Origin of the sequence: Corynebacterium felinum (assembly GCF_030408755.1) — a bacterium.
GTDB classification, from domain to species: Bacteria; Actinomycetota; Actinomycetes; order Mycobacteriales; family Mycobacteriaceae; genus Corynebacterium; species Corynebacterium felinum.
This window is the reverse complement of record NZ_CP047209.1, coordinates 444,988-468,283: the sequence shown is the minus strand read 5'-3', so window position 1 is coordinate 468,283 and position 23,296 is coordinate 444,988. Positions and strand designations below refer to the sequence as shown.

Sequence of the window (23,296 nt, the reverse complement as noted above, 5' to 3'; positions counted from 1 at the left end):
GTGAACCACCATGTCTGAATTACCTACCCGAGTCGATCAGGGACAGAAAAAACGTTCCTTGCCCACCGATGATGTGTCCAGCCTGCGCCTATGCGTGCGGGTGGAGGTGGGTAGCCATCGCAAGCAAGCCGATATGGCGCTTCCTGCCAGCAGTTGTGTTGCTGAAATGCTCGACGAAGTGATTCAGCTCATGCACGCCCCTACATTAAGCGGCAGTTGGGAGGTGGTTACTGCCGCAGGTTCGCCTTTAGATGCCCATGAACCGTTGAATAAGTTGGGGTTGCGCCATGGGGATGTGATCGTTATTCGCCCGAGTTCCGGCGCTCAACCCCCAGTGATTCGCGATGCGGCAGAGGCTTTGGCACATTCGGTGCAGCATAGTCCTTTTGCCCGTGGCACTGCCTCCTGTGCATGCTTGGTGGGTGTGGCATTGCTGTGCGGCATTGGGGCGAAGTTACCGTTCCCGCCCGCGGTGGGTTTAAGTTTGGCGGCGATGCTTGCTGTGGGTTTGGCAATCTGGTCCCGTGCAGCGCTGTTTATCCCCAGCATTGCCGCACTGGTTGCTGGCATTGTGGCGGTGGCTGTTTTAGGCCCAGCGATTGTACCCAGCCCAGAGGCGATCATGGCGGGGCTGAATGCAGAAACATTTAGTTCAGGCTGGTCTGTTGCGCTGAGCTTGGCTGGTGTTGCGGCGATTATTTGCGCTGCTCTGTTCTTCCTGCTCATGCAGGAAAAAGCACATATTACGGCCACAATCGTGGTGGGGATTGCGCTGAGTTCGGCGGGTTTCGGAGCGTTTATCTATCGCCCTTCCGCCACCGATTCTGCTACCCCAGATTGGCAGTGGCTGTACCCCTCAATTGGGATTGTGGTGACTGTGATGCTCATCTTTTTATCCTTCGGACCACAGGTAGTAGCGAAAATGGCGGGGTTGAAAGTGCCCCAGCTTCCCACTGCAGGACAAGAGTTGAGTGTGTCAGATATTGATCATGACCAAATTCCCGCCAAGTCCGCCGCAGCCCAATCAATTGCGCGAGGCCTGGTGCTCGGCGTCGGGCTGAGCATTTCGCTGAGCATGGTGGTGGCGTCGATAAGCATTGTGCGGGTGCTACTAGTCCCCCACACCTACCTGTTTTGGTTCGCATTATGCGTCTGGTTAGCGCTGGTATTGCACGCCCACCGGCATCGCTCAGCACTCGACACATGGGCATTATGGATTCCCGCACAACTTGCCATAGTGTGTGCCACCCTCGCGGCAGCATGGCTGGACAATCCGTGGCTTTTGGGATTATGCGCACTTGTTGCACTACTGATGGTTTCGTCGCTGCTGTGGGCAAACCGCATCCCCACCATTGAACCCACCACCGTTGTGTGGATTGAACGCGCCGAAGCACTCGCCATCGCCGCCTGCATCCCGCTTGCACTGCAGGTAGCAGGAATTTTCGCCATGATTCGAGGGCTATCATTATGACCCACGCTCCCTTCAACTCACCGACACACTGCACCCCCATGCTCCGGCGCACCACGATCCTCACCTGCTGCATAATCACAGCCCTGCTGTGCGTACTTGCAGGTACAGCGCTTATCACCCCCGCAACCGCCCAACCACAGTGCGCCCGCAGCTACCCCGCCGACGACGAACACCTCCTCCACCAAGCCGCATTCGCCGACACCTACCGCGACTCACACCAATTCGCCACCGGGGAAGGAATCACCGTCGCCGTCATCGACACCGGCGTCGCACCACACCCCAGACTGCCCATGCTTGACGACGGCGGGGATCTCGTTCGCGGCGACCACCCCGACACCCCCGACACCGCGCCAGCACCCGGCGCGCTTATCGACTGCGACGCCCACGGAACCATCGTCGCAGGAGTCATTGCTGGGCGCTGGGCCAGCGACGAAATCGTCGGCGTTGCCCCGAACGCCCGCATTCTCAGCATTAAACAAACCAGTGCCAAAGCCCACTCTGACCACAATGCAGGCTCCCTCGGGTCCCTCGTCGCCGCCATCGACTCCGCCATCGACCAAGGCGCCCAAGTGATTAATATTTCCGTGGTCAGTTGCATCCCACCCCACACCAGACTCGATACCTCCAGCTTGGACTCGGTGCTGCTAAAAGCCGAACGCCACAATGTTGTGATCGTCGCCGCAGCCGGAAATACCGGCAACGACTGCCCCGAAGGCTCCTGGGTGTTACCAGCCCACGCCGGAACAGTCATCGCCGTTGCCTCACTGGCTGATAATTACCACCACACTCCCTACACGGTGGCCGCACCTAAAGAAGTGATTGCCGCGCCGGGTACCGTTTTTGCTGCTCTTGACCCATTTGGGTCGGGGTTGGCGGCGGGGACGATTAATGGCAGTTCCGTTGCGCCTTTTGAGGGCACGAGTTTTGCCGCTCCTGTAGTGGCGGGGACGGTTGCGTTGCTCAAGCAGTTGCATCCGCAAGCATCAGCCGCACAGTTGCGTAGTGTGCTTTTTGCGAGCGTGGATCCATCGGTGGGTACCTTGGATGTGAATCGTACGGTGCGGTATTCCTTGTCGAATGCCACTCGTTATGATCCTGATCCGATTCCACTTCAACCGCCTGTGGTGCAGCATTCTGAGTTATCCACACGGGCAGGGTATGTCAGTGTTGTGCTGGTTGCTGCCCTTGCCACGGGGCTAGCGCTGATAGGTATCAGGCAAAGGAAAAAACAACAATAGCCACAGCTGTGGGACTATGCCGCTGGCAGCTCGGGGAAAACGGCACGCGCTGAAAAGTTACTTTTTTAAGCGCGTGTGTTTTTTCTTCACACGACACAGCCTGCAGTGGGGTTTTCCCATGAGGAGAATAGCTTTGCCAAGAATTATCGCTGGGGAATAGACGGCAACCTGAGCACTGCGCGAAGTTAAGAGGTGGAAACCCCTGCATGCTTCAGCGCTTAAGTGCCACGCACCCCCCCATAACCATAGGTTGGTTTTTCACGCACACATCTTCTTGCTAAAACCACAGCAGGTGGCAAAAGTGGTCTAAGGCAAAGCCACTACACTCATCCGCGACGAGCTCATGCCTTTACATCATTGCGTGCATCACTGGGTCGAGTGCGGGGAATGCGCCCAGCTTCCACGCAGCAAATACTGTTGTACCCACAACAACCCACACGACTGCGCATGAGGCTGTGACCAACCCGTAGCGCACTGCACGCGAGCGCCCCCGATACCACGTGTGGAAACGGTCATAGGTTTTCACACCCCACGCAAGAAGGCGTGATGCCCAATGCAATTCAAGGCTCAAGATACCCACGCCAATAAAAACAGTGAGCCAACCAGGGCCAGGAAAAGGAATGGTGATCAACCCGAAAACGACAACCAACCAGCCGATACACAGCACGGTTGGGCGGACCAAAAATCCGTAACGCTTAGTTTTCATCAGCTCATGTTGACGTGTGATCGCCTCAACCTTAGCTGCCACGGCTTCGCGCATACTGGACATAGTAGGTGCAATCACCTCCTGCTTCCTGTTTAGAAACTGGCTAATTAACCTTCATGCGCCAACACCAGCACCACACGATTCTTATCTTCTGATCAGAACCTTGAGGTGGCCCCGTGTTGTCCATAATGTTCAATCTACCCTTTGAATCGTCAGACAACTACCGAATTATTACACAATTCATAAAACTCCCAGCACACTCTAGGGTCACAAGGAGCTTCGCGTGGCCAAACTCACCGAAACCCTCATGGGGAGGTTGAAACTTCAGGGACCAACGGTTGCAATGCAGCAGTGCGCCCCAATTCACTACCCTCAGGTAACAAACGCAGAATATCCCACGACATAGGATGCACTTGGCTCAAGCCCACATGATCTTTCGTCTCAGGTGTTTCCAAACGGTGCCGCAACCCAGATGCACCCACAATATGAATACCCGAACCCGTATCGGCAGCAAATGCCACCCCAGGTCCGACGAACTGTCGCGCAATACTCTTGCCCGAGATGCGCACCGGCTCACCAAAGAAACTCAACGGGTGCTCATCGGCAACCATCGGTGTCGCATGAGGAGGGCCTGATGACGGCGTATCTTGCGTTTGTGCTGGTGCAGCGGATTGTTCGACTTGCTGGGGTTGCTTCTTATCGGCTTTATTTACAAACAACTGGACCTTTCCCGCACTATCAATACAGGGCACATACACCTCCGGTTGGATAAAGTCCGGAATTTCCACCGGCAGATGGAACACTTCCTCGGGCCCATCCTGAATATCGGCAATGTGCAACGGGGTTTGCATCCGCGCTCTCACCCCCATCGCCTCCAGCAGTCGGGCTTGGGCATCAGTGATGGGAAACAGCTGCCCACCTTTGAGGGCAAATACTCGACCGGAGCTTCTAATCACCTCATCCACCTGTGGGAATCGCAGGTCAGGCTGCGCGATGACGGCGTCGAGAAGCTCATCACGCACAAACCAGCGTGGGGTGGACGGACCGATACCCAGCACACGGCGCACAATACGGCCCTCAGGGCTATTCTCATCCGGCAATTTTCGGCGACCCTGCTGCGTCACCACATACTGACGCTGCCCCACCTGCGCCAACAACGCCTGCTTCGGGTTCATCTCCTTCAACCCCACATGGGCGAAACTCTCCTCCGCAACCACCACAGTGACATCATCTAAGCGCGGATCCAGTCGAGTTTCAGGTGCCTTCACAAGATGACATGCGAAACTTCGCAACACCTTCGGCGACTTTCCCGGCTTTTCAAAAAGCGCCGGGGCATCCGCAATCCCCACCGGAGCTGCCTTCGGAATCTTATGCAACACCGCATCCCCACCTTTGACCGGCTGCACTGGCTCCTGCACAATCAGCCGCGCCGAACTCAAATTCGCCACCGGATAGATCTGATTATCCACCCTGACATACAACTGCCCGCTCTCAGCCCTGATCACCTGCGCCTGGCCAGGATCAACAGCGGGTTTAAACACCGCCAACGCGGCAGAACCCAAACTAATCAGCACTGCAGCAGCCACTCCGAACAGCAAAGCACGACGACGCTTGCTCAACGGATCATGAATCATACGGACATCGCCGAGAACTAAACCATGTTCCACTCGGCGCCACAAAAACCTATGCCCAGAAACCTGGGCTTTCGTCGTAGGAGTAATTCCCATGGTGCATTTCTTTCTTCCATCCTGTTACACACCCCCAGTACTTAAAAGCACACAGGAAACACACCCATACAGCACAAAGTATCCCCAGCAGTATTCTTTAACTCCCCCACCTGCGGTGCGCCCGCAGCTTTCCCTACACTGCACGTGCACGCGCCATGATCTTTTCTCTTAATCATCAGCAATAAGCATCACTGATTTTTTAGCCACGGCGGAGGATCCTCACCCACCCAACTTTAGCCCACCATGTGCATCAACAACAGCAAAATCACCACCCTTTTTCCGCCCCACTTTCCCGATGCGGCGCGCGCACTATGCGCGCACCACATCGAAGAGAGCGACCACACAAAACTTCTCAGCCCACTAGAAGACTGAAGAAAGAGCCTGGTCGATAATATCGAGGCCTGCGTTAAGTTCGTCGGCGCTGATAGTCAGCGGTGGTGCCACATGCATCCGGTTGAAATGCGTCAGCGGCCACAAGCCCCGCTTCTTACACTCCGCCACGAGCGCATTCATCGGCGCATTTTCCTCTGGGGTGGGGTTGAAAGGCACCAGTGGTTCACGGGTGTTTTTGTCTTTGACCAATTCAATCGCCCAGAACAGTCCAAGGCCACGAACATCACCGACACAGTCGTGGGTGTTTTTCAGCTGTTCTAGGCGTGGGGCCACTACTTCGCGGGCGAGCTGCTGGACGTGCTCAAGGATTTTTTCTTCCTCAAAAATCTTGAAGGTTTCCACACCCGGCGCGCAGGCGAGGGGGTGCCCAGAATAGGTGAGGCCACCGGGGAAGCTGCGGGTGGAGAAGGTGTCGCGAACAGGCTTGGAAATAACCACACCACCCAAGGGGATGTAGCCGGAGTTGACGCCTTTGGCGAAGGTGATCAAATCTGGGGTGACGTTGAAGTTTTGGAAGGCGAATATCGTGCCGGTGCGGCCAAATCCGGCCATGACCTCATCCGCAATATAAAGGATGCCGTAGGTATCGCAGATTTTACGTACCCCTTCGAGGTAGCCGGGTGGGGGCACGAGGATGCCGTTGGTTCCGACAACGGATTCGATGATGATCGCGGCGATAGTGTTGGGGCCTTCGACTTGGATTTGGTGGTTGAGATGTTCGAGTGCCCGCGTGGTTTCTTCTTCGTCGCTACTGGAATAGAAGGGTGAGCGGTAGGGGTAGGGGCCGAAAAAGTGGACAACTGAACTGTCGCCGGGTTCGTTCGCCCAACGCCTAGGATCGCCGGTGAGGCTGATCGCGGTGGAGGTTGCACCGTGGTAGGAGCGGTACATGGCCATAACTTTGCGACGGTTAGTGTGCAGGCGTGCCATGCGCACGGCGTTTTCCACGGCTTCTGCCCCACCGTTGGTGAAAAACACGCTGGAGAATGTGTCGGAGCCAGCTGCGTTGACGATTCGCTCGGCAAGTTCGGAGCGGGTTTTATCGGCGAAGCTGGGGGCGAGTGTGCACAAGGTATCGGCTTGTTGTTTGATCGCGTTGATCAGGCGGGGGTGTTGGTGGCCGAGGTTGAGGTTGACTAGTTGGGAGGAAAAGTCGAGGTAGCGGTTGCCTTCAAAGTCCCAAAAGTAGCTGCCTTCACCGGAGTGGACGGGCAGTGGGTCGATGAGATCTTGGGCGGACCAAGAGTGGAAGACGTAGCTGCGGTCGAGTTTTTTCACATCTGCATTGCTGCTCATGGCGCGTGTCCTTGTCTGTGTATCGTAGGTACTCACACCCCCTAGTATGCATGCTTGTCCCCGCATAGTTCTGGGATTTGGGGGTGGATAGTAGGGGGTGTAAGTAGAAGGTGCCGGTGCGGTGTTAGTTGGTGGGGAATCCAAGGTTGATCTGGGATTCGTCTGGCAGCGGCCAGCGGGTGGTCACTACTTTGCGGCGGGTATAGAAGTGGAAGGATTCCGGCCCGTACATGTGGGTGTCGCCATAGAGGGAGTTTTTCCACCCGCCGAAAGAGAATGCCCCAATGGGTACTGGGATGGGGACGTTGATGCCCACCATTCCGACTTCGATGCCGACTTCAAATTCGCGGGCGGTGCGGCCGTCTCGAGTGAAGATGGCGGTGCCATTGGCATAGGGGTTGGAGTTGATCATCTCTAGTGCTTGTGCGTAGTTGTCAACGCGGGCTATGCATAGGACGGGGCCGAAGATTTCTTCGTCGTAGCAGGGCATTCCGGCACTGACGTGGTCGATGATGCTGGGGCCGATAAAGTAGCCGTTGGGGTTGAGGTGTGTTCGATCCCAGTCGCGGCCGTCGACGACCACTGTGGCCCCATGCTTTTCTGCTTCGGCAACAAAGGTGGTGATGCGTTCGAGGGATTGGCGGGTGATCACAGGGCCCATGTCGGTTTTCGGGTCGTCGTAGACACCAAGGGTGATCTGGTGTGCGCGTTGGACGATTTTTTCTACCAGTTCATCGGCGATATTTCCGACAGCGACGACCACGGAGATGGCCATGCAGCGTTCGCCGGCGGAACCGAATCCGGCGGAGATTGCGGCATCGGCGGCGGCGTCGAGATCAGCGTCGGGCATGACGACCATGTGGTTTTTCGCACCGCCGAGTGCTTGGACGCGTTTGCCGGCTGCGCTGGCACTGCTGTAGATGGCTTTGGCAACAGGGGTGGACCCGACGAAGCTGATGGCTTTGACCCGTGGGGTTTCCAGCAGATATTCCACCGTATGCTGGTCGCCGTGAAGCACGTTGAGTACGCCGTCGGGAAGCCCAGCGTCGCGGAATGCTGCGGCGATCCAGTTTGCGGCGGAGGGGTCTTTTTCGCTGGGTTTGAGGATCACGGTATTACCTGCGGCGATGGCGGTGGTGATCATCCACAGCGGGACCATGGCGGGGAAGTTAAAGGGGGTGATGCAGGCGACGACGCCGAGCGGTTGGCGGCTTTGGTGCACGTCGATGCCGTGCGCGGCTTGTTGCAGGTATTCGCCTTTCATGTGGTGGGTTAGCCCCGCGCAGAATTCGACGTTTTCGAGCCCGCGGGTGATTTCCCCGTGCGCATCGGCGAGTGTTTTTCCGTGCTCTTCGGAGATGATTCGGGCGAGTTCCTCGCTGCGGCTTGTGATGATTTCGCGCAGTTTAAACATGATGTGGGAGCGTTTGGCCATGCCTGTTGCGCGCCAGGCAGGTAGGGCGGCTTCGGCGCTGGCGATGGCGTGTTCGCGTGTGGCAGTATCGGCGAGCACAACGTCGCGGATGTGTTCGCCGGTGGCGGGGTTGTAGATGGGGCTTGTGCTGTGTGTTTCGAAGTTGGGGCTTTCGACGCCGTTGATGATGTGGTTGACGATCATGACTGTTCTTTAACTCCTTGGGGCAAAGACGTGCGCGATTAGGGTATAAGGGATGCGCGGTGTGGGCATAAGGGGGGTGTCACCTTCGCTGTGTTGTGTCGGTGGTCGATGTTTTTTGAACTGTCGAACACCAAGGTGAACACAGTGTTAAATCTTGGTAGGAAGGTGATTAACTTCATGCTAAGGCGCTGTGTGGCCGGTAGGATAGGCCCGAACTGTCTATGATTTGGACGGAAAAAATACACTGTGTTCACTTTGTGCCCATTCGCCGCTTGTGTGAAGAATGACGCGGGTGTTTGTGGGTTTGCGCGCTGAAGAATGCAAAGGGAGGTACCCTCATGTCGCGGTCAGAAACGCGCCCGCCGGTTCATCGCTGGGAGTATGGTGAATTTTTCACGATTCGTGATGTGCTTGAGACTCCCACATTGCGTGATGTTCGTGTGGAGGCGTTGTGTGCACCAAAGGATCTTGATCGTCCTGTGCGCTGGGTGCATATTGCGGATGCGCGGCGCGCCTCGGAGCTTTTAAGTGGTGGCGAATTGCTGTTGACCACGGGTATTGCGTGGAGTGATGATGCGGATGAGCGGCGTAGCATGATTGCAGATTTTGCTCGTGCTCATGTTGCTGCGTTGCTGATTGAGCTGGGCTCTTCGTGGCAGACTGTGCCGCAAGATGTTGTGCAGGCGTGCCGTGATCATGATCTTCCGCTGCTTGTGCTTTACGACGAAATCAGGTTCGTTGACCTCACGGAAAAAGTTCACTCCATGCTGTTGGAAAGCAAAATTGCGCAGGTAACGGAGATCCATAAGGTGACGCAATCGTTTAATGCTCTTATTATCAACGGTGCGCCGACCTCCCATATTGTGCATCATGCGGCGCGGCTTTTGGGTTGTCCTGTGGTGTTGGAGGATTTGTCCCATCGGGTGGTTACTTTCGCGGAGGGGCATCTGCTTCCGAGTGTGTTGCTTCACAAGTGGGCTTCTAGGTCGCGCCGTTGGGCTCGTACGTTGGGGAAGCATGGGACGTTGAGTGACTGTGTGACTGTGAATGTGGCGGGGCATACGGGGACGAAGGCGGTGGTGGAGGCGCTTGCTGAGGATGTTTCCCACCGCTATGAGGCGAATTTGTGGACCATGATCGACATCCAAGCTCAAGGCATTGTGTGGGGTCGGCTTTTTTATTTTGGTCGCAGCCCCTCCCCTGCTGGCGGGGATCATATTCTTCAGCAGGCTGCCACGGCGCTTGCGATGGATAGGTTGGGGAGCCCCAACCAGCATTCGTGGGTTGATTTGCTTGAGAAAACCGCCCTTGACCGGCTTGTTAATAACAAGTATTCCAGCGCTGAGGGTGTGAGGAAAGTACTAGATGCTGCCGGTTTCCGTCTTGCCAACCGCACGATTGTTCCGGTGTGTATTCAGCACCGAAATACACATGTGAGCCCAGCGCAGTTGCGTGAATATGCCCGCGCGATGTTCCACGACACTGATGTTCTTCTTAGCCCGAGTGAGCATCCTCAGATGCTGTTGGGGGCGTTTTCTCTCCCGCAGCATCCGCATAGTTGCGATCACACCCATCTGCGCTTGCAGTTGATGGCGTGGGCGAAGAAGTTTCCCGCGACCGTTCACAGTAGCGTTCATATTACGTATGCGTTGAGCCAGGCGGATCCCCATGAGTTGTCGGCGCATTTGCGTAAGCTTGCGCTCCTACCGCCGCTGCACTCCTCGTCCCCACCGCTTACTGTTGAACCGTTGAGTCGTAATCCGCTTGAGCATCTTCTGCTTGATTTGCGTGAAGATGTGCGCGTTCAGCAGTATGTGTCCACCACTTTAGAGCCACTGATTGCCTACGATAAGAAAAATCGTGGCGATCTCCTCCCTACTCTTCGGGCGGTGCTCAAGCACCCCACTTCCCGCTCCGCTGCGGCCGATGAGCTGCATCTTTCGCGCACCGCATTGTATTCGCGGCTTGCTACTATTGAGCGGCTGCTCAACGCTGATCTTAGCGACGGCGACACCAACTTCGCCCTCAATCTTGCGCTGCGCAATATCCCCACGCCGCAACCTCCGCCCTCTGCGGTCCACACTGAGACGCAGTAAAGGTTTGTGGCAGTAAGGGTAGTAAGGAGTAGGAAAAAGGTCGTGCTGTCGTGTTAGCTGTCTTCGCGCACGGCCACGTTTCCTGTGACGGCGTCGACAAGCACATCACAACCCGCAAACCGCACAACATAGTTCGGTTTCCACAACGGCCACACGCAGCGCCGAAGCTGCAAATCGAACACTGAAGCCAACTTCAACCGGCGCATCACGCTCACAGTCACTGCATGCCGGGCCACCTCGATCCCCTCATCAATGTCTATCCGAAACCGCAGCGACTCGCAGTCAATCGACCCCTCTGGCACGCCTAGCCGCAACTGCGGCCACACAGACGTAATCACAGGGACACCGGACACCCGATCCACCACCACAGGAAAACGCGAACCCGTCACCTTCAGCGCGGGACCTTTGTGCGCAACAACCTCAAACTCCACACCCAACAGCGGAAAGTGGCTGAGCTGCACTTCATCGATCGCATTCTTCGTGAGCCCAGGGGAAACTGGGTGCAGCGCCGCCACTGCCCGCGCACACGCATCTGCGTGATCAAGCTGGAGCGGAAGTGTTCCTGTGATGATGGGGTAATCCATGACCTAATGCTTTGGGTTGGTTGCGGGCGGGAATTGATGCGCCAGAGTCGGGTCGTTGCCTTTATCCAGCTTGTAGGTGCTTGGCGTAATGCTTGCCGCATCGTCCATCGCCGCGACGATCTCTGCGGATACTGGGTGACTGCGCTGGGTGAGCACAGAGCCTAGGATCATGGCAAGAGTTGAGGCTGCAAGCCCCGAAATAAGCGAGTCAAGCCCCGTGCTGTCGCTTAAACCTGCTTGCTGCCACACAATGACCACGAGTGTTCCTGTGAGAATCGATGCGAGAGCACCAATGGCGTTTGCTTTCTTCCACCACACCGCGCACACATACACCGGCACAAAAGCCGCACCCAAAATGGAGGTGGCGAACACGACAAGGCCAAAAACTGCGGGTGGCTGCCAAAATGCCAGCACAATGCCACCGAAGGAAAGCAGCAGCACCGCACCCCTAGAGATCCACACCATTTGGCGTTCATTCATGTCTTTGATCATGAAGCGACCAAAAAGGTCTTTCGCGGCGATCGTCGACGCCTGCAGCAAAAGCGCGTCCGCGGTCGACATAATTGCCGCCATCACTGCCGCCATCACAATACCTACAGCGAAATTCGGCAGTACGGTTTTCGCTACTTCAAAAATTGCTTGCTGCGGATCATCAAGGGCGGGCAAAATCAGCAGCGCGAAAATACCGATGATGTAGGGGGCGGGGATAAACAGGAAGTTGAAGATCGTGGCGTAAACGCCTGCAGTTCGGGCCACTGAGGGTTTGCGCATCGCCATGTGGCTGACCACCACATGTGGCCAACCCATATAGCCGATGGAGAACAGCAACAGCGCACCGAGGATCACACCCCACTGGCCTTGGAAGCTTAAATCCGCACCCCACATGGTGAGCAAGTTGGGGTTGATTTCACCAACAGCGGTGTTTCCGGCGGTAAATCCACCAACGTAACGCAAGGTGGCGATGAAGATCCAGAGCATGCCGATGAGCATCACGATTGCCTGAATGAAGTCAGTGTATGCCACCGCGAGATATCCACCGAGGAAGGTGTAGAGCACAATCACGCCGACCGCGATGATCAGGGAAATTTCGAAGCTGTAGCCGGTAACAGAGCTCAAACCGGTACCGCCGGCAACGAATTGGGAGAGTACGTATAAGAACAAACATCCCAAAGCAACTAGTGCTGCGATCAGGCGAACCCATTGACTTTGATAGCGGTGCTCCAGGTATTCAATGGAGGTCAGCGAGCCGAGTTTTTGGGAAAGTTTGCGCATCCGCCGTCCCAAAACAGACAGGTTGATAATGCCGCCGCCGATATCGCCAAGCGCGTACCACATGCTGTAATAACCCTGGGTGTAGGCCAAAGAACCAGCACCTAAGAACATGTAGCCGGACATGGAGGACGATTGTAAGCGCAGCGCAGTCACGGCAGGGCCGAGCGATCGATCTGCCAGCAAATAACCTTCGGTATCGTTGGATGATCGTTTCATGGTCCAAAAACCAATCCCCGCCATAGCCACGAAATAAACGATGAGAAAAATCAGTGCAACATTCATGATCTATCCTCACCGCCCCTCAGGTTCGTCGGCGAGGTGCCAATTTTTGCTCATGATCCAAAACACAAGTGTATAAATAATCCAGATAAGCGAGACGCCAAAAATGACGGCTACGGTGAAATCGGGGAGACCAAACATGGCTGTATCACTGTTCCCTTCAGTAGTGAATGCAACGCTCAGCTTTGTTTTTTGAATGCAAAGCTCAGCGGTATTACATTCACTCAATCAGCCAAAGCTCTTTCTGGAAAGAATAATTGTGTTCGTTTGGTGGATAATAGTGGACACAATGTTCATGAGCATAATGCAACGCAACAATTGGCTGTGTCTAGGCTTTTCCCACACTAAGAACCTTCTCAGCCCGCGACTGGCAACAGCTGCGTGACGTGGCGTTTTACTCGATACTTATGCCTGAGCAGAATGTATGAAACCCCACCTTTTAAGGTGAGGTTTCATGTGAAACATTGAGAATTTTCTTCACCTGCGTCTGAGCGCTGTACGGCGAGATGAAGACAGGATCAGTGCTTTCTAGGGGCGGGCGTCGCCACGTTCAGCACGACCAACGTACTTGTCGTAATGGCGCCACTGCTCAGCGATTTCCCGAGCATCCTTCGTCGCACGTTCGTCGTTATCATCGGCGTTGACTGTATTCTCACCGCTGAGCTGCGTGCTTGGGCTGCTTATGCTTGGCTGCGCAGACTTCCTTGGGCGATGATAATACGGCTTGATATCTTTATTCGCATCCCCAGAAACCAAACCTACTTCAGCCCGTGTCGGCCCAGCTGGCAGTGGTTCGGCGGAGCTTGCGCGCATGGCGCTAAGTTCCGCGTCACTGAACTGGGCGTTGACGGCAAAGATTTGAGTATTGCCGTTGCGGTACACCAACGTCAGCCCTGGCGCGTCGAAGATGCGACGCGAAATATTGTGCTGCTGGAAGTGCCAGAACGCAGGTGGGGAAAGGAAAATGTAGTTGAGGTTCAGATCAGCAACTGCTTCATCCACCTGGTTGCGCTGAATGGGGTCGCCGTGGTTACCCGCACCGATGAGTTCTGGGTAGTGGTAGATGCGCACGCTTGGCATATCCCTGTCCACATGTGGCAACAGGTAGTGGCGTGAGATGGAGGGCAGTCCGTTGTATGCGTACATCCAACCGTTGCCGTCGGAATACTCGCCCAAGATTTTGCCTTCATACGCGCGGGGTTGCTGCGCTAACCATTCGAACGCTTCGACGTCGTTGCTGGTGACGGTGCGTTCTTTATAGATTGAAGCGACGGAAAAACCGGTGCCTTTGATTACCTTTTCTTGGCCTTGGGGCACTGCCCATACGGCAATGCCCACACCAATGGCGGTAGCTAGGATCAGGGACATACCCTGCACCCAGCGGTTGCGTGCTGCAGCACCGGTGCAGAAGCGAAGCACCGTGGCCACGCCCACCCCAGCGAGGGCGAATTGCACCATGGCAACGGGGATGATGAGTCGATGTGCGGAGCTGTAGTGCAGGGAACTAATCGGGTTGAGGAGGGTGCCGATGATCCCGTCGTAGGGGGCAAGCGCATGCGTACCCAGCCACATGCTGAAGAATAAAAAGACAGGAATCCAGAAATTTTTGCGCCACACCATGGCGACTAGTAGGCCGACGATTGCGCAGACTGTAAGCCACGTCCAGTTGATCTCACCGAATTCGTTGGTGTGGCGGGTGCCTTGGAATGCCAGTTCCTGCCAGGATTCAGCGCGGGTCGTGGCATCGGGTGCAATATAGGTGGAGACTTCTTCGTGTTGCCGCAGGCCGGCAAGAAGCTGGGGGATCATCACCGCGATGGCGATACTAGCTGGCAGCGCCAGCAGGATCACATCGCGCAGTCGCAGCCACAGCCCACGGGTTGCGCGGCGCACAAAAGAAGGCTTCGAGTCTGGAGTTTCGGTTGTCTCAGCGCGCATGTCATCAGCATTAGCCTGTGCAGTATCGGCTCCTGCATCTTCAACATCCGCAGTGGCCAAAGTGTCCGTGTCCGTATCACTCGTGGGTACAGAATCCGCGGTGACATCTGCTGTTGTGCTGGCTGCGGTGGTCTCGGTTGCCGCTTTTCGACGGGCCCAGCGGCGTGGACGTTGCCTATCAGATGCGTCTGTGGTGCGTTCGGATTCGGCGCGGGCGTCGATAAGCTCCTGCGCACGTTGCTGCGCGATGGCGCGGGGATCTTGTTTCTTTGTCGCGCGCGCGGGACTCCACAACAGGCGCAAGAGCCACCAGAAGCCAACGATGAGAACGACAACGGTGACCGTGGCTGGGTGCGTAGCCACCACACCGACGAATCCGAGGATGGTGGCAAGGATACGGATGGGGCTGTACGGCACCGACATATACAGGGCGGCGACAATGCCGGTCATGGCGATAGCGAACGCATAAGGCCACATGCCCACATAGGTGGGGATCCAGTACAGTACCGGTGAAACAAAAATGCCAACAGGTGCAAGCCCTGCCGCAAGCTGGGCGGTGGGTCCGCGATTACCCACGATCTTCCAGGCAAGTAACGCCACACTCATGGGAAGGCACACTGCGGGAAGCAACAGGTTGCTGAAGTTGACAGCTTGTATGGGGTGCAGGCCGAGGTGCTCAGCTATCAGTGCGGTAACTGCGTGCCAACCCGAGGGGTAGAAGGAGGGGAACTGGCCATCAATGTTGAGCAATTCACCCATGCGGGTGGGGTCGGCGATTTTTTCGTCCATGATAAAGCGCACTTCGTTGGCATGCCAATGCACATCCCAGCCTTGGACAATAGACATGAATGTCTTCGGTAGCGCGAGATAGATTTCGGTGGTGCGGGCAATGATCAGCCATGCCCCCGCAATGATGCCAGACAGTGGGAGTATCCACCGTCCGCTGAAGAAAGAGCTAGGATCTTTCAACGAGGTAATGGCGCGTTGCTTCCACGAAATCTTTTCCGGCGCGTGCCCAGCCCGGGTGGCGCGACGGTCGCGAAGTGTGCGGGCGAGTTGGAAGGATGCCCGCCACATGATTGCGATGAGCAGGAAGAAAAGATAACACACCGCAACGGTGCGCAGGTGAAAGTCTTGCCCGAATTGGCTTAAGAGCCACCCAGACAGTGCGACGATGCCAGTGGTGGTGGGGATTGCTGCCGCGGTTGCCCACGGCAGGCGCACACCTGAAATCCAGTTGAATAATGCACCTGGCACCACCACGAGGGTGAGCGCCTGCACTATCCATTGCACTACCTGGCCAGAATCCATCGCTTCTCTCTTTTTCGCTTATCTTTTTTGCCTCATCACCCACCCCATGACACCTCTGCAGAACTGACGCGCACAGTGCTGATGCACGTACACGATGTGATCTGGCAAGGGCATGAGGAAAACACGAAGCTTTTATTTCAGGGCTTTCACCCACACTGATGTTAATCCACAATCCTTAAGAGACTAAGCAACAATGCTAGGAAAGCAGTAAGCTGCGCCCAAAGCCTCAACCCTAGCTGCGCTTGGCGCGAGTCAAGTGTGCACGCGCCGCCAATTGATCATCGACTGGGTAATCCACCCCCACCAGCGACAACCCTTTCGCTGGGGCCACCGGGACGCGGGAACTACGCTGCGTTTCAGACAGGAGGGAGGCACTGAAACCGAGTTCGCGTTTCCCCTCCCCTACTGCCAAACAGCAACCGACAAGCGAGCGAACCATGGACCAACAAAAAGCATCGGCGGTCACATGCGCCTCATAGGTGAGCGGTTCAATGGGCGTAGACACATCATGCCAGGAGAATTCCTGCAGATCACGAATAGTCGTTGCGCCTTCACGATGTTTACAAAACGCTGCAAAATCATGCAGCCCAATCAGGGCGTCCGCTGCTTCCTGCATGGCGGAAAGATCGAGTTTTTTCGGCCAGTGCGCCGTATCGATTGCCCGGGTGGGCAGCGCCCCCCTGGGGTGTGCTGTGAGCCGGTAGACGTAGTGGCGTCGCAAAGCAGAAAAGCGGGCGTCGAAGCCTTCGGGGGCCAACGACGCATCGTGCACCCGCACATCTTCAGGCAGCAGCCGCGCGAGCCGACGAATCAGGTTCGCCGGGTTGCCTGCGATGCTGCGCGTATCCAGGGCACTTTCGGGGATATCGAAGTGCGCGACCTGCCCTGCCGCGTGCACGCCTGCATCCGTGCGACCGGCAACCGTCAGCTCCACTGGGTGGCGCAAGATCAGCGCAAGCGCTTCTTCGAGCACTTTCTGCACCGTGCGCAGGTTTGAGGTTCCCTGTTTCGCCCACCCGTGAAAATGTGTGCCGTCATAGGCGAGGTCGAGGCGCACGCGCACCAGCGGGGAGTCGGTGGGGGTTGATGTGTTGTGTTCGCAGCTAGTCACGATCACTAACCGTAGCAAATGCTGCGTCTACACTAGCAGGTGCACCCCAAAACCCTGCAGGTTTTGCTGGGAAATATTCAACAAATGTGTCTGTGTGAAAGGTGAGGCATGATTGTTTACGGAACTCCCCTCTGCCCCGACTGTGTGGAGGCAACTGCGGCGTTAGATGCCCGCGGCATCCACTACGAGTATGTGATCATCACTGAGTCCATAGTGGCGCTAAAACAGTTCACGCGCCTGCGCGATACGCATCCTGCTTTCGACGCCGCGAAGAAAGACGGCTACCTGGGCATTCCCGCGTTTGTGCGCGAAGGGAAGGTGAGTATGGATATCAGCGATGTGCTTGATTCTGCACTGTAGACGCGCACATCACACGCATGCTTTTCGACGCCGACACACTGCCTGCCTCTTCGCCTTGTGCACAGCTGTCGGGGTGGGGGCATCACTAAAAAAACTCCCAACCACCAGTGATGATGGTTGGGAGTTTTTTAAAGTTCGACGTGAGTGAGAATTACTTCTCGTCGTCCTTTGCTTCAGCTTCTTCAGCCTCAACAGCTGCTTCTTCAGCAGCTGGAGCCTCGTCAGCCTTCTCCTCTGCAACCTTGGATGCAGCTGCACGTGCAGCGCGGGTTGCCTCGGAGGAAACGGTCTCCTCAAGAACCAGAGCGATCAAGCTCATAGGCGCGTTGTCGCCCTTACGGTTCTCAAGCTTCACGATGCGGGTGTAACCACCGGTGCGGTTCTCGAACTTAGGAGCCAGCTCATCGAAAAGGTGAGCAACAACATCCTTGTGAGGAACCAGCTTCAGCACGTTACGACGATCGGCCAAAGTGCCGCTCTTCGCCTTGGTGATCAGCTTTTCAACATATGGACGCAAGACCTTAGCCTTAGCGTCAGTGGTCTTGATAGCGCCGTGCTCGATCAGCTGTGCTGCGAGGTTAGACAGAATGTGCTTCTGGTGGCTCGCGGAACCGCCGAGACGGGCGCCCTTCTTTGGGGTAGGCATTGATGTACTCCTCGTGTACAGATTTAAGTGAGCGCGTCCGTAAGATATACGGACTTACAGCTTTTTACTCGGAATCTTCCGGATCCAGATCGATGTAGTCGCCAGTTTCAGCGTCGTAACCCTCAAGCTGGGACGGATCGAAATCTTCAGGCGCATCCTTCAAGGTCAGACCCAAACCAGCAAGCTTGATCTTCACCTCGTTGATGGACTTCTGGCCAAAGTTACGGATGTCCAACAAGTCGGACTCAGAGCACTCAGCCAGCTCACCAACGGTGTGGATCTCCTGGCGCTTCAGGCAGTTATAAGAACGAACCGAGAAACGCAGGTCCTCAATTGGCATGCTGTAAGCGGCAATGTACTCGGTCTCCTGTGGGGAAGGACCGATTTCAATGCCCTCGGCAGCAACGTTGAGCTCGCGGCACAAGCCGAACAGCTCAACCAGGGTCTTACCAGCAGACGCCAGGGCGTCGCGTGGAGCCATAGAGTTCTTGGTCTCCACATCGATGATCAGCTTGTCAAAGTCGGTGCGCTGCTCAACACGAGTAGCCTCAACATTGTAGCTAACCTTCAACACTGGGGAGTAAATCTGGTCGACAGGAATGCGACCAATTTCAGTGGTACCGGAGAACATGGTTGCGGGAACGTAGCCACGGCCACGCTCAACAACCATCTCAACCTCCAAGCGACCCTGCTCATTCAGGGTAGCGATGTGAAGATCAGGGTTGTGGATTTCAACACCAGCTGGCAGCGAAATGCTACCGGCGGTGACCACACCTGGGCCCTCCACACTCAGGTTCATCACAACTGGCTCATCGGAGTCAGAAGAGATGACCAAACCCTTGATGTTCAGCAGGATGTCGGAGACATCTTCCTTCACACCAGCGATAGTGGTGAACTCGTGGAGCACACCATCGATCTTGACGCTAGTCACTGCTGCACCAGGGATGGAAGACAGCAGGGTACGACGCAGCGAGTTACCAAGGGTGTAGCCGAAACCTGGCTCCAGTGGCTCAATAATGAACCTGGAACGAGCGCTATCGACGATTTCCTCGCTGAGGGTTGGGCGCTGAGAAATGAGCATGAAACTCTCCTAGTATTGACGACCGCTATTTGACGTCTGCGTGGGCGGAAAGGATGGAAAGAAAATCTTGGCAAAGATTCCTGCGCTGGCGCCATCCACGAAAAACGCGGACAAGCGCAAAGGCAGAATTACTTCGAGTAAAGCTCGACGATGAGCTGCTCTTGCAGCGGAACGTCGATCTGAGCGCGCTCGGGCAGCTGGTGCACGAGGATGCGCAGGGTAGCAGGGACAACCTGAAGCCATGCAGGAACAACTGCATCAACCAGGTTCTCCTGAGCCTCTTCGAACCACACCATCTTCTGAGACTTCTCACGAACGTCGATGATGTCGTACTGGGAGACACGGTAGGAAGGAACGTTGACCTTCTTGCCGTTTACCAGGAAGTGGCCGTGGGAGACCAGCTGGCGAGCCTGACGACGGGTACGTGCCAGACCTGCGCGGTAAACAACGTTGTCAAGGCGGGACTCCAGCAGGATGACCAGGTTCTCACCGGTCTTGCCTGGCAGGCGGTTAGCCTCAGCGTAGTAACGGCGGAACTGCTTCTCCAGTACGCCGTAGGTGTACTTAGCCTTCTGCTTCTCCTGAAGCTGCAGCAAGTACTCAGATTCCTTGATGCGGTTACGCCCAGCTTGTCCTGGAGGGTATGGGCGCTTCTCGAATGCGCGGTCTCCGCCGACGAGGTCGACGCGGAGGCGGCGGGACTTACGGGTTACTGGACCGGTATAACGTGCCATAGTAAGTGACCTTTTTCCTTTCCTTAGACGCGACGACGCTTTGGTGGGCGGCAGCCGTTAAATGGCTGTGGGGTGACATCAGAGATCGCAGTAACCTCAAGGCCGGCTGCCTGGAGGGAACGGATAGCGGTCTCGCGGCCAGAACCTGGACCCTTAACGAAAACTTCGACCTTCTTCATGCCGTGCTCCATTGCCTTGCGTGCAGCGTTCTCAGCTGCCAGCTGTGCGGCGAATGGGGTGGACTTACGGGAACCCTTGAATCCGACGTGGCCGGAGGATGCCCAAGAGATAACAGCACCGGAAGGATCCGTGATGGAAACGATGGTGTTGTTGAAGGTGGACTTGATGTAAGCGTGGCCAGCTGCCACGTTCTTCTTTACAACGCGACGACCAGTGCGGCGTGCGTTAGCGCGTGCTTTTGGAGGCATGAATTACTTCTTCTTTCCGGCGATGGTCTTCTTCGGACCCTTACGCGTGCGAGCGTTGGTCTTGGTGCGCTGGCCACGGACAGGCAGGCCACGGCGGTGGCGCAGGCCCTGGTAGCAGCCGATCTCGATCTTGCGACGGATGTCGGCCTGAACCTGGCGGCGGAGGTCACCCTCAACCTTCCAGGTTGCTTCGATAACGTCACGCAGAGCAGACAGCTGCTCGTCGGTGAGGTTGTCGGTGCGCAGGTCCGGGGAGATGCCGGTCTCCTCGAGCAGCTGTGCGGCACGGGCTGGGCCGATGCCGTAGATGTAGGTAAGTGCAACCTCCATACGCTTGTTGCGTGGGAGGTCAACACCAGCAAGACGTGCCATAGTGGCGGTACCTTTCCGGTTGTTACGGTGGTTTTCTCCATGCTCGTCCTTACCAATAACCTCCTTCGTCCACCACGAGGGTTTCTCAAGATGAAGGGGTGTAAGAAATGGAAGGCTCCAGCCACCGCGGCCGGAGGTAGTGGGTGGCGCTTGGGGGTTTACCCTGCGTGAGGCAGTGAGGTCTTCCCCGTTGCGCGCCAGTGAAGCATGAAGGCTTAAAGTGGTTTATTTGTAGCGGTAAACGATGCGTCCGCGGGTCAGGTCGTACGGAGAGAGCTCCACCACGACACGATCCTCTGGGAGGATACGGATGTAGTGCTGGCGCATCTTGCCACTGATGTGCGCAAGAACTTTGTGTCCGTTGTCTAGCTCGACGCGGAACATTGCGTTTGGAAGTGGTTCGACGATGCGACCCTCGACCTCAATTGCGCCTTCCTTTTTAGCCATATCCTCTGCATTTCCCCAGCTTAAGTGCCGGTTCTGTTAGTTACTACGATCATGATGCGGACACACTGGTTCCGCACCATCTGTTCATAGTACACGTACGGTGGGCTTTTTCCTAACGCCAAGCTGCGTGATTTGCCCCACGCGGGTTTTTTAGACTAGGGCGCACCACAGCATTCCCCCCTCCCCCGCACTCTTCACCCTCAGATACCCTCTCTACTTGTGACAGGAGCGTATCGACGCCCCACCCCACCCCCAAACCTTGTTACGGATCGCGCTCACCTACCGCCGATCGAGAACACTATCCCTATAGCCTGCACCAAGAACCATACTTAGCACGCTCTCGATAATTCTCTCAGGTTTATCGCACCTGCCAATTCACCAAACCTGAGAAACAACCACAAACCCTATCGCATAGTTTCCACAGCATCCTTGCGGTTCGCCTGCTAGAAACTTAGGGGAGAACCAAAAACTCCCCTAACTCACATTCACAGATTTCTCTGCTTTTGTAAGTAGGGGAGTTTTCGGTTCTAAGAGAGGTAGTGACTATTACTATACAACACTCTCATTTATTTCTACCAAATTAGCCTTCAACCTGCACAAACAATACCTAAGTACAGCTGTTAAATAGCTTAGAATTGATAAAGGTTGCCATTCAGATTTACCCCCGTGTCAACGTATCTGCTTTCACCACTTAGCCGATGTGCGCACTCTCGTGTGCGCTCTCGCATCCCCTCAGAAGTTTCTTTCCCCCGTCGAATCGCACACGTCCATATCTCTTTTCGTCGCAGTTCACAGCATCCCCTTTCCCCAGCACCTGCAACTACCCCGCTTTACGCACCCCTTCCCCACTATTTACGAGCAAAGCAAACTAGAAGCGCACAAAGCCTTAGCCCCACACCTCAAGAAAAGTAGATCCGCTGCACTCTTTTCCTGGACGCTACTCGACCTTTTCACCTCAGGGCCTAGTTTTTCTGCCCCCAAGAAGCTATAAGTCGAGTTTGGGGTCTGGCGTTGGGTTTGCGCACTATAAACACTTTCGCCAACACGACATGACAAGCAAAGAACACGATTGCAAACCCTAGAGTGCAGGCAATTTGGGCGAAAAGACGAGGTCGTAGCACAGCTGCCTGGTGGTTACTCGACCTTTAGCTCAGAAGGAGTATTACTAGCTGCTGTTTTTAAGGCAAAAGGTCGAGTTGGCTGCAGTGGCTAGTGGGGCGCAGGCCTAGTTTCAGATGATGTTGCAGCACATACCTGAAAGCATGTACGTCTGGGAGCCTGGTTGGCACACGAGATAATGCTGATGTCTTCCTTCGCGCATAAAAAGACCGCTGCTTTCTTTCTTCACATCCCACTGAGGTTGTGGGGGGTATGAGAAGAAACAGCGGTCTTGGTGTTGCTTGCGTGTTGCGTGTTAGTACACGTAGACGACGTCACCTATGTGCAGGTTATTCCAGAAGGTCACTGCATCTTGGTGGTTAAGGTGGATGCAGCCGTGCGACCACAGGTTCACGTCACCTTCGTGGAATGCCACACCGGTGGTGGTGAAGTAGATGGAGTATGGCATTGGTGCATTGTCGAAGATGTAGGACACTTCGTGGCGCACCTTGCGCAGAACGCGGTGGGTGCCCTTCGGGGTTTCCCAGCCGGGTGCGCCAGACGACATAGGCACGGCACCGCCTTGCACCACGCCGTCTTTTTGCAGCCAAGTGCGCTGCTTGGCCAGATCGATGCAGGCGCGGGCGTGCTTCGGGCAGGAGCCGTAGTCGAAGTTGCTGCGGCGAAGGCGCTCTGCTTCACGGGCGGCTTCTTCAGCGATGCGCTGTTGTTCGGCGCGAATGGCGGCGTTCTTCTGCTCGATCAGGCCGGGGAAGATCACGTTGATGACGTTGTCGACTGCGCTCTTAATGCCTTGGGCGGCAATGGGGTTCATGGTGGCGTCGACTTGACGGTGCACATTGACGCGGGTGTTCCATGCGGCTTCGCGTGCGTTAGCAAAAAGGTCGGAGGATCCTGGCACCAGCGGTTGAGCTGCTGCTTGTGGTGCGGCCGCGAGTGAGAACACTGCGATGATGGAGCCGAGCAGGCCTACGACACGGCGCTGGAAGCGGCGCTGATCCCCGTTGCGGGGGGCGGTGTGGGCTGGGTGCTGAAAAGACATAGAGTCCACTATAGCGACATTACTTAT

Annotated in this window: 20 protein-coding genes; 5 read left to right on the top strand and 15 right to left on the bottom strand. The window is 56.0% G+C overall.

Annotated elements, in window-relative coordinates; translation table 11 throughout:
* The first annotated feature begins 10 nt into the window (after positions 1-10).
* Together eccD and CFELI_RS02100 are read left to right on the top strand one after the other, a co-directional pair.
* Positions 11-1,471, top strand: coding sequence for a type VII secretion integral membrane protein EccD (gene eccD, locus CFELI_RS02105; RefSeq protein ID WP_277104644.1), 1,461 nt, complete (start codon positions 11-13; stop codon positions 1,469-1,471).
* 38 nt (positions 1,472-1,509) lie between these two features.
* Positions 1,510-2,709: a S8 family serine peptidase gene (locus tag CFELI_RS02100; RefSeq protein WP_277104643.1), complete on the top strand. Its 1,200-nt coding sequence runs from the start codon at positions 1,510-1,512 to the stop codon at positions 2,707-2,709.
* A 349-nt stretch (positions 2,710-3,058) separates the two neighbouring features.
* On the opposite strand, the gene CFELI_RS02095 is transcribed toward CFELI_RS02100, so the two are convergent.
* The 4 genes from CFELI_RS02095 to CFELI_RS02080 form a co-directional block, all read right to left on the bottom strand.
* Positions 3,059-3,478 (bottom strand): TIGR02611 family protein, encoded by a 420-nt coding sequence (locus CFELI_RS02095; RefSeq protein WP_277104642.1) that lies wholly within the window; start codon positions 3,476-3,478, stop codon positions 3,059-3,061.
* 242 nt (positions 3,479-3,720) lie between these two features.
* The gene (eccB, locus tag CFELI_RS02090; RefSeq protein WP_277104641.1) at positions 3,721-5,142 is read right to left on the bottom strand and encodes a type VII secretion protein EccB; all 1,422 of its coding nucleotides are present in this window, start codon (positions 5,140-5,142) and stop codon (positions 3,721-3,723) included.
* Between the two features lie 360 nt (positions 5,143-5,502).
* Positions 5,503-6,897 (bottom strand): aspartate aminotransferase family protein, encoded by a 1,395-nt coding sequence (locus CFELI_RS02085; protein ID WP_277104640.1) that lies wholly within the window; start codon positions 6,895-6,897, stop codon positions 5,503-5,505.
* Positions 6,898-6,955: 58 nt separating this feature from the next.
* A complete protein-coding gene (locus CFELI_RS02080) occupies positions 6,956-8,449 on the bottom strand; it encodes a CoA-acylating methylmalonate-semialdehyde dehydrogenase (RefSeq protein ID WP_277104639.1) in 1,494 nt (497 codons plus the stop codon).
* 338 nt (positions 8,450-8,787) lie between these two features.
* On the opposite strand from CFELI_RS02080, the gene CFELI_RS02075 reads away from it, so the two are divergent.
* Entirely contained in the window at positions 8,788-10,545 is a 1,758-nt protein-coding gene (locus CFELI_RS02075) for a PucR family transcriptional regulator (protein ID WP_277104638.1), read from the top strand.
* A gap of 53 nt (positions 10,546-10,598) precedes the next feature.
* Here the strand turns inward: CFELI_RS02075 and CFELI_RS02070 are convergent, their stop codons facing one another.
* Both CFELI_RS02070 and CFELI_RS02065 read right to left on the bottom strand, forming a co-directional pair.
* Positions 10,599-11,129: a hypothetical protein gene (locus CFELI_RS02070; protein WP_277104637.1), complete on the bottom strand. Its 531-nt coding sequence runs from the start codon at positions 11,127-11,129 to the stop codon at positions 10,599-10,601.
* Positions 11,130-11,132: 3 nt separating this feature from the next.
* The gene (locus CFELI_RS02065; RefSeq protein WP_277104636.1) at positions 11,133-12,683 is read right to left on the bottom strand and encodes a sodium/proline symporter; all 1,551 of its coding nucleotides are present in this window, start codon (positions 12,681-12,683) and stop codon (positions 11,133-11,135) included.
* Between the two features lie 36 nt (positions 12,684-12,719).
* Between CFELI_RS02065 and CFELI_RS02060 the strand changes: the two genes are divergently transcribed.
* Positions 12,720-13,028 carry a hypothetical protein gene (locus tag CFELI_RS02060; RefSeq protein ID WP_277104635.1) on the top strand — a complete coding sequence of 103 codons (309 nt, stop codon included), beginning with the start codon at positions 12,720-12,722 and terminating at the stop codon, positions 13,026-13,028.
* Positions 13,029-13,208: 180 nt separating this feature from the next.
* Here the strand turns inward: CFELI_RS02060 and CFELI_RS02055 are convergent, their stop codons facing one another.
* Both CFELI_RS02055 and truA read right to left on the bottom strand, forming a co-directional pair.
* Positions 13,209-15,929 (bottom strand): DUF6541 family protein, encoded by a 2,721-nt coding sequence (locus CFELI_RS02055; protein ID WP_277104634.1) that lies wholly within the window; start codon positions 15,927-15,929, stop codon positions 13,209-13,211.
* A 232-nt stretch (positions 15,930-16,161) separates the two neighbouring features.
* On the bottom strand, positions 16,162-17,040 hold the full coding sequence (gene truA / locus CFELI_RS02050; protein WP_277104633.1) for a tRNA pseudouridine(38-40) synthase TruA: 879 nt from the start codon (positions 17,038-17,040) through the stop codon (positions 16,162-16,164).
* Between the two features lie 108 nt (positions 17,041-17,148).
* Between truA and CFELI_RS02045 the strand changes: the two genes are divergently transcribed.
* Complete coding sequence (locus tag CFELI_RS02045) at positions 17,149-17,400, top strand: glutaredoxin domain-containing protein (protein WP_277104632.1); 252 nt, start codon at positions 17,149-17,151, stop codon at positions 17,398-17,400.
* A gap of 151 nt (positions 17,401-17,551) precedes the next feature.
* Here CFELI_RS02045 and rplQ read toward each other — a convergent pair whose 3' ends face one another.
* The 7 genes from rplQ to CFELI_RS02010 all read right to left on the bottom strand — a co-directional run bounded on the left by rplQ (position 17,552) and on the right by CFELI_RS02010 (position 23,269).
* Positions 17,552-18,046: a 50S ribosomal protein L17 gene (rplQ, locus tag CFELI_RS02040; RefSeq protein WP_277104631.1), complete on the bottom strand. Its 495-nt coding sequence runs from the start codon at positions 18,044-18,046 to the stop codon at positions 17,552-17,554.
* A gap of 64 nt (positions 18,047-18,110) precedes the next feature.
* Positions 18,111-19,127, bottom strand: a complete 1,017-nt coding sequence (locus tag CFELI_RS02035; RefSeq protein WP_277104630.1) for a DNA-directed RNA polymerase subunit alpha — start codon at positions 19,125-19,127, stop codon at positions 18,111-18,113.
* Positions 19,128-19,255: 128 nt separating this feature from the next.
* Positions 19,256-19,861 (bottom strand): 30S ribosomal protein S4, encoded by a 606-nt coding sequence (gene rpsD, locus CFELI_RS02030; RefSeq protein WP_277104629.1) that lies wholly within the window; start codon positions 19,859-19,861, stop codon positions 19,256-19,258.
* A gap of 23 nt (positions 19,862-19,884) precedes the next feature.
* Positions 19,885-20,289 carry a 30S ribosomal protein S11 gene (gene rpsK, locus CFELI_RS02025; protein ID WP_277104628.1) on the bottom strand — a complete coding sequence of 135 codons (405 nt, stop codon included), beginning with the start codon at positions 20,287-20,289 and terminating at the stop codon, positions 19,885-19,887.
* Positions 20,290-20,292: 3 nt separating this feature from the next.
* The gene (gene rpsM / locus CFELI_RS02020; protein WP_277104627.1) at positions 20,293-20,661 is read right to left on the bottom strand and encodes a 30S ribosomal protein S13; all 369 of its coding nucleotides are present in this window, start codon (positions 20,659-20,661) and stop codon (positions 20,293-20,295) included.
* Between the two features lie 225 nt (positions 20,662-20,886).
* Complete coding sequence (gene infA, locus CFELI_RS02015) at positions 20,887-21,108, bottom strand: translation initiation factor IF-1 (protein WP_005519800.1); 222 nt, start codon at positions 21,106-21,108, stop codon at positions 20,887-20,889.
* Between the two features lie 1,414 nt (positions 21,109-22,522).
* Positions 22,523-23,269 carry a L,D-transpeptidase gene (locus CFELI_RS02010; RefSeq protein ID WP_277104626.1) on the bottom strand — a complete coding sequence of 249 codons (747 nt, stop codon included), beginning with the start codon at positions 23,267-23,269 and terminating at the stop codon, positions 22,523-22,525.
* Between the last annotated feature and the right edge of the window lie 27 nt (positions 23,270-23,296).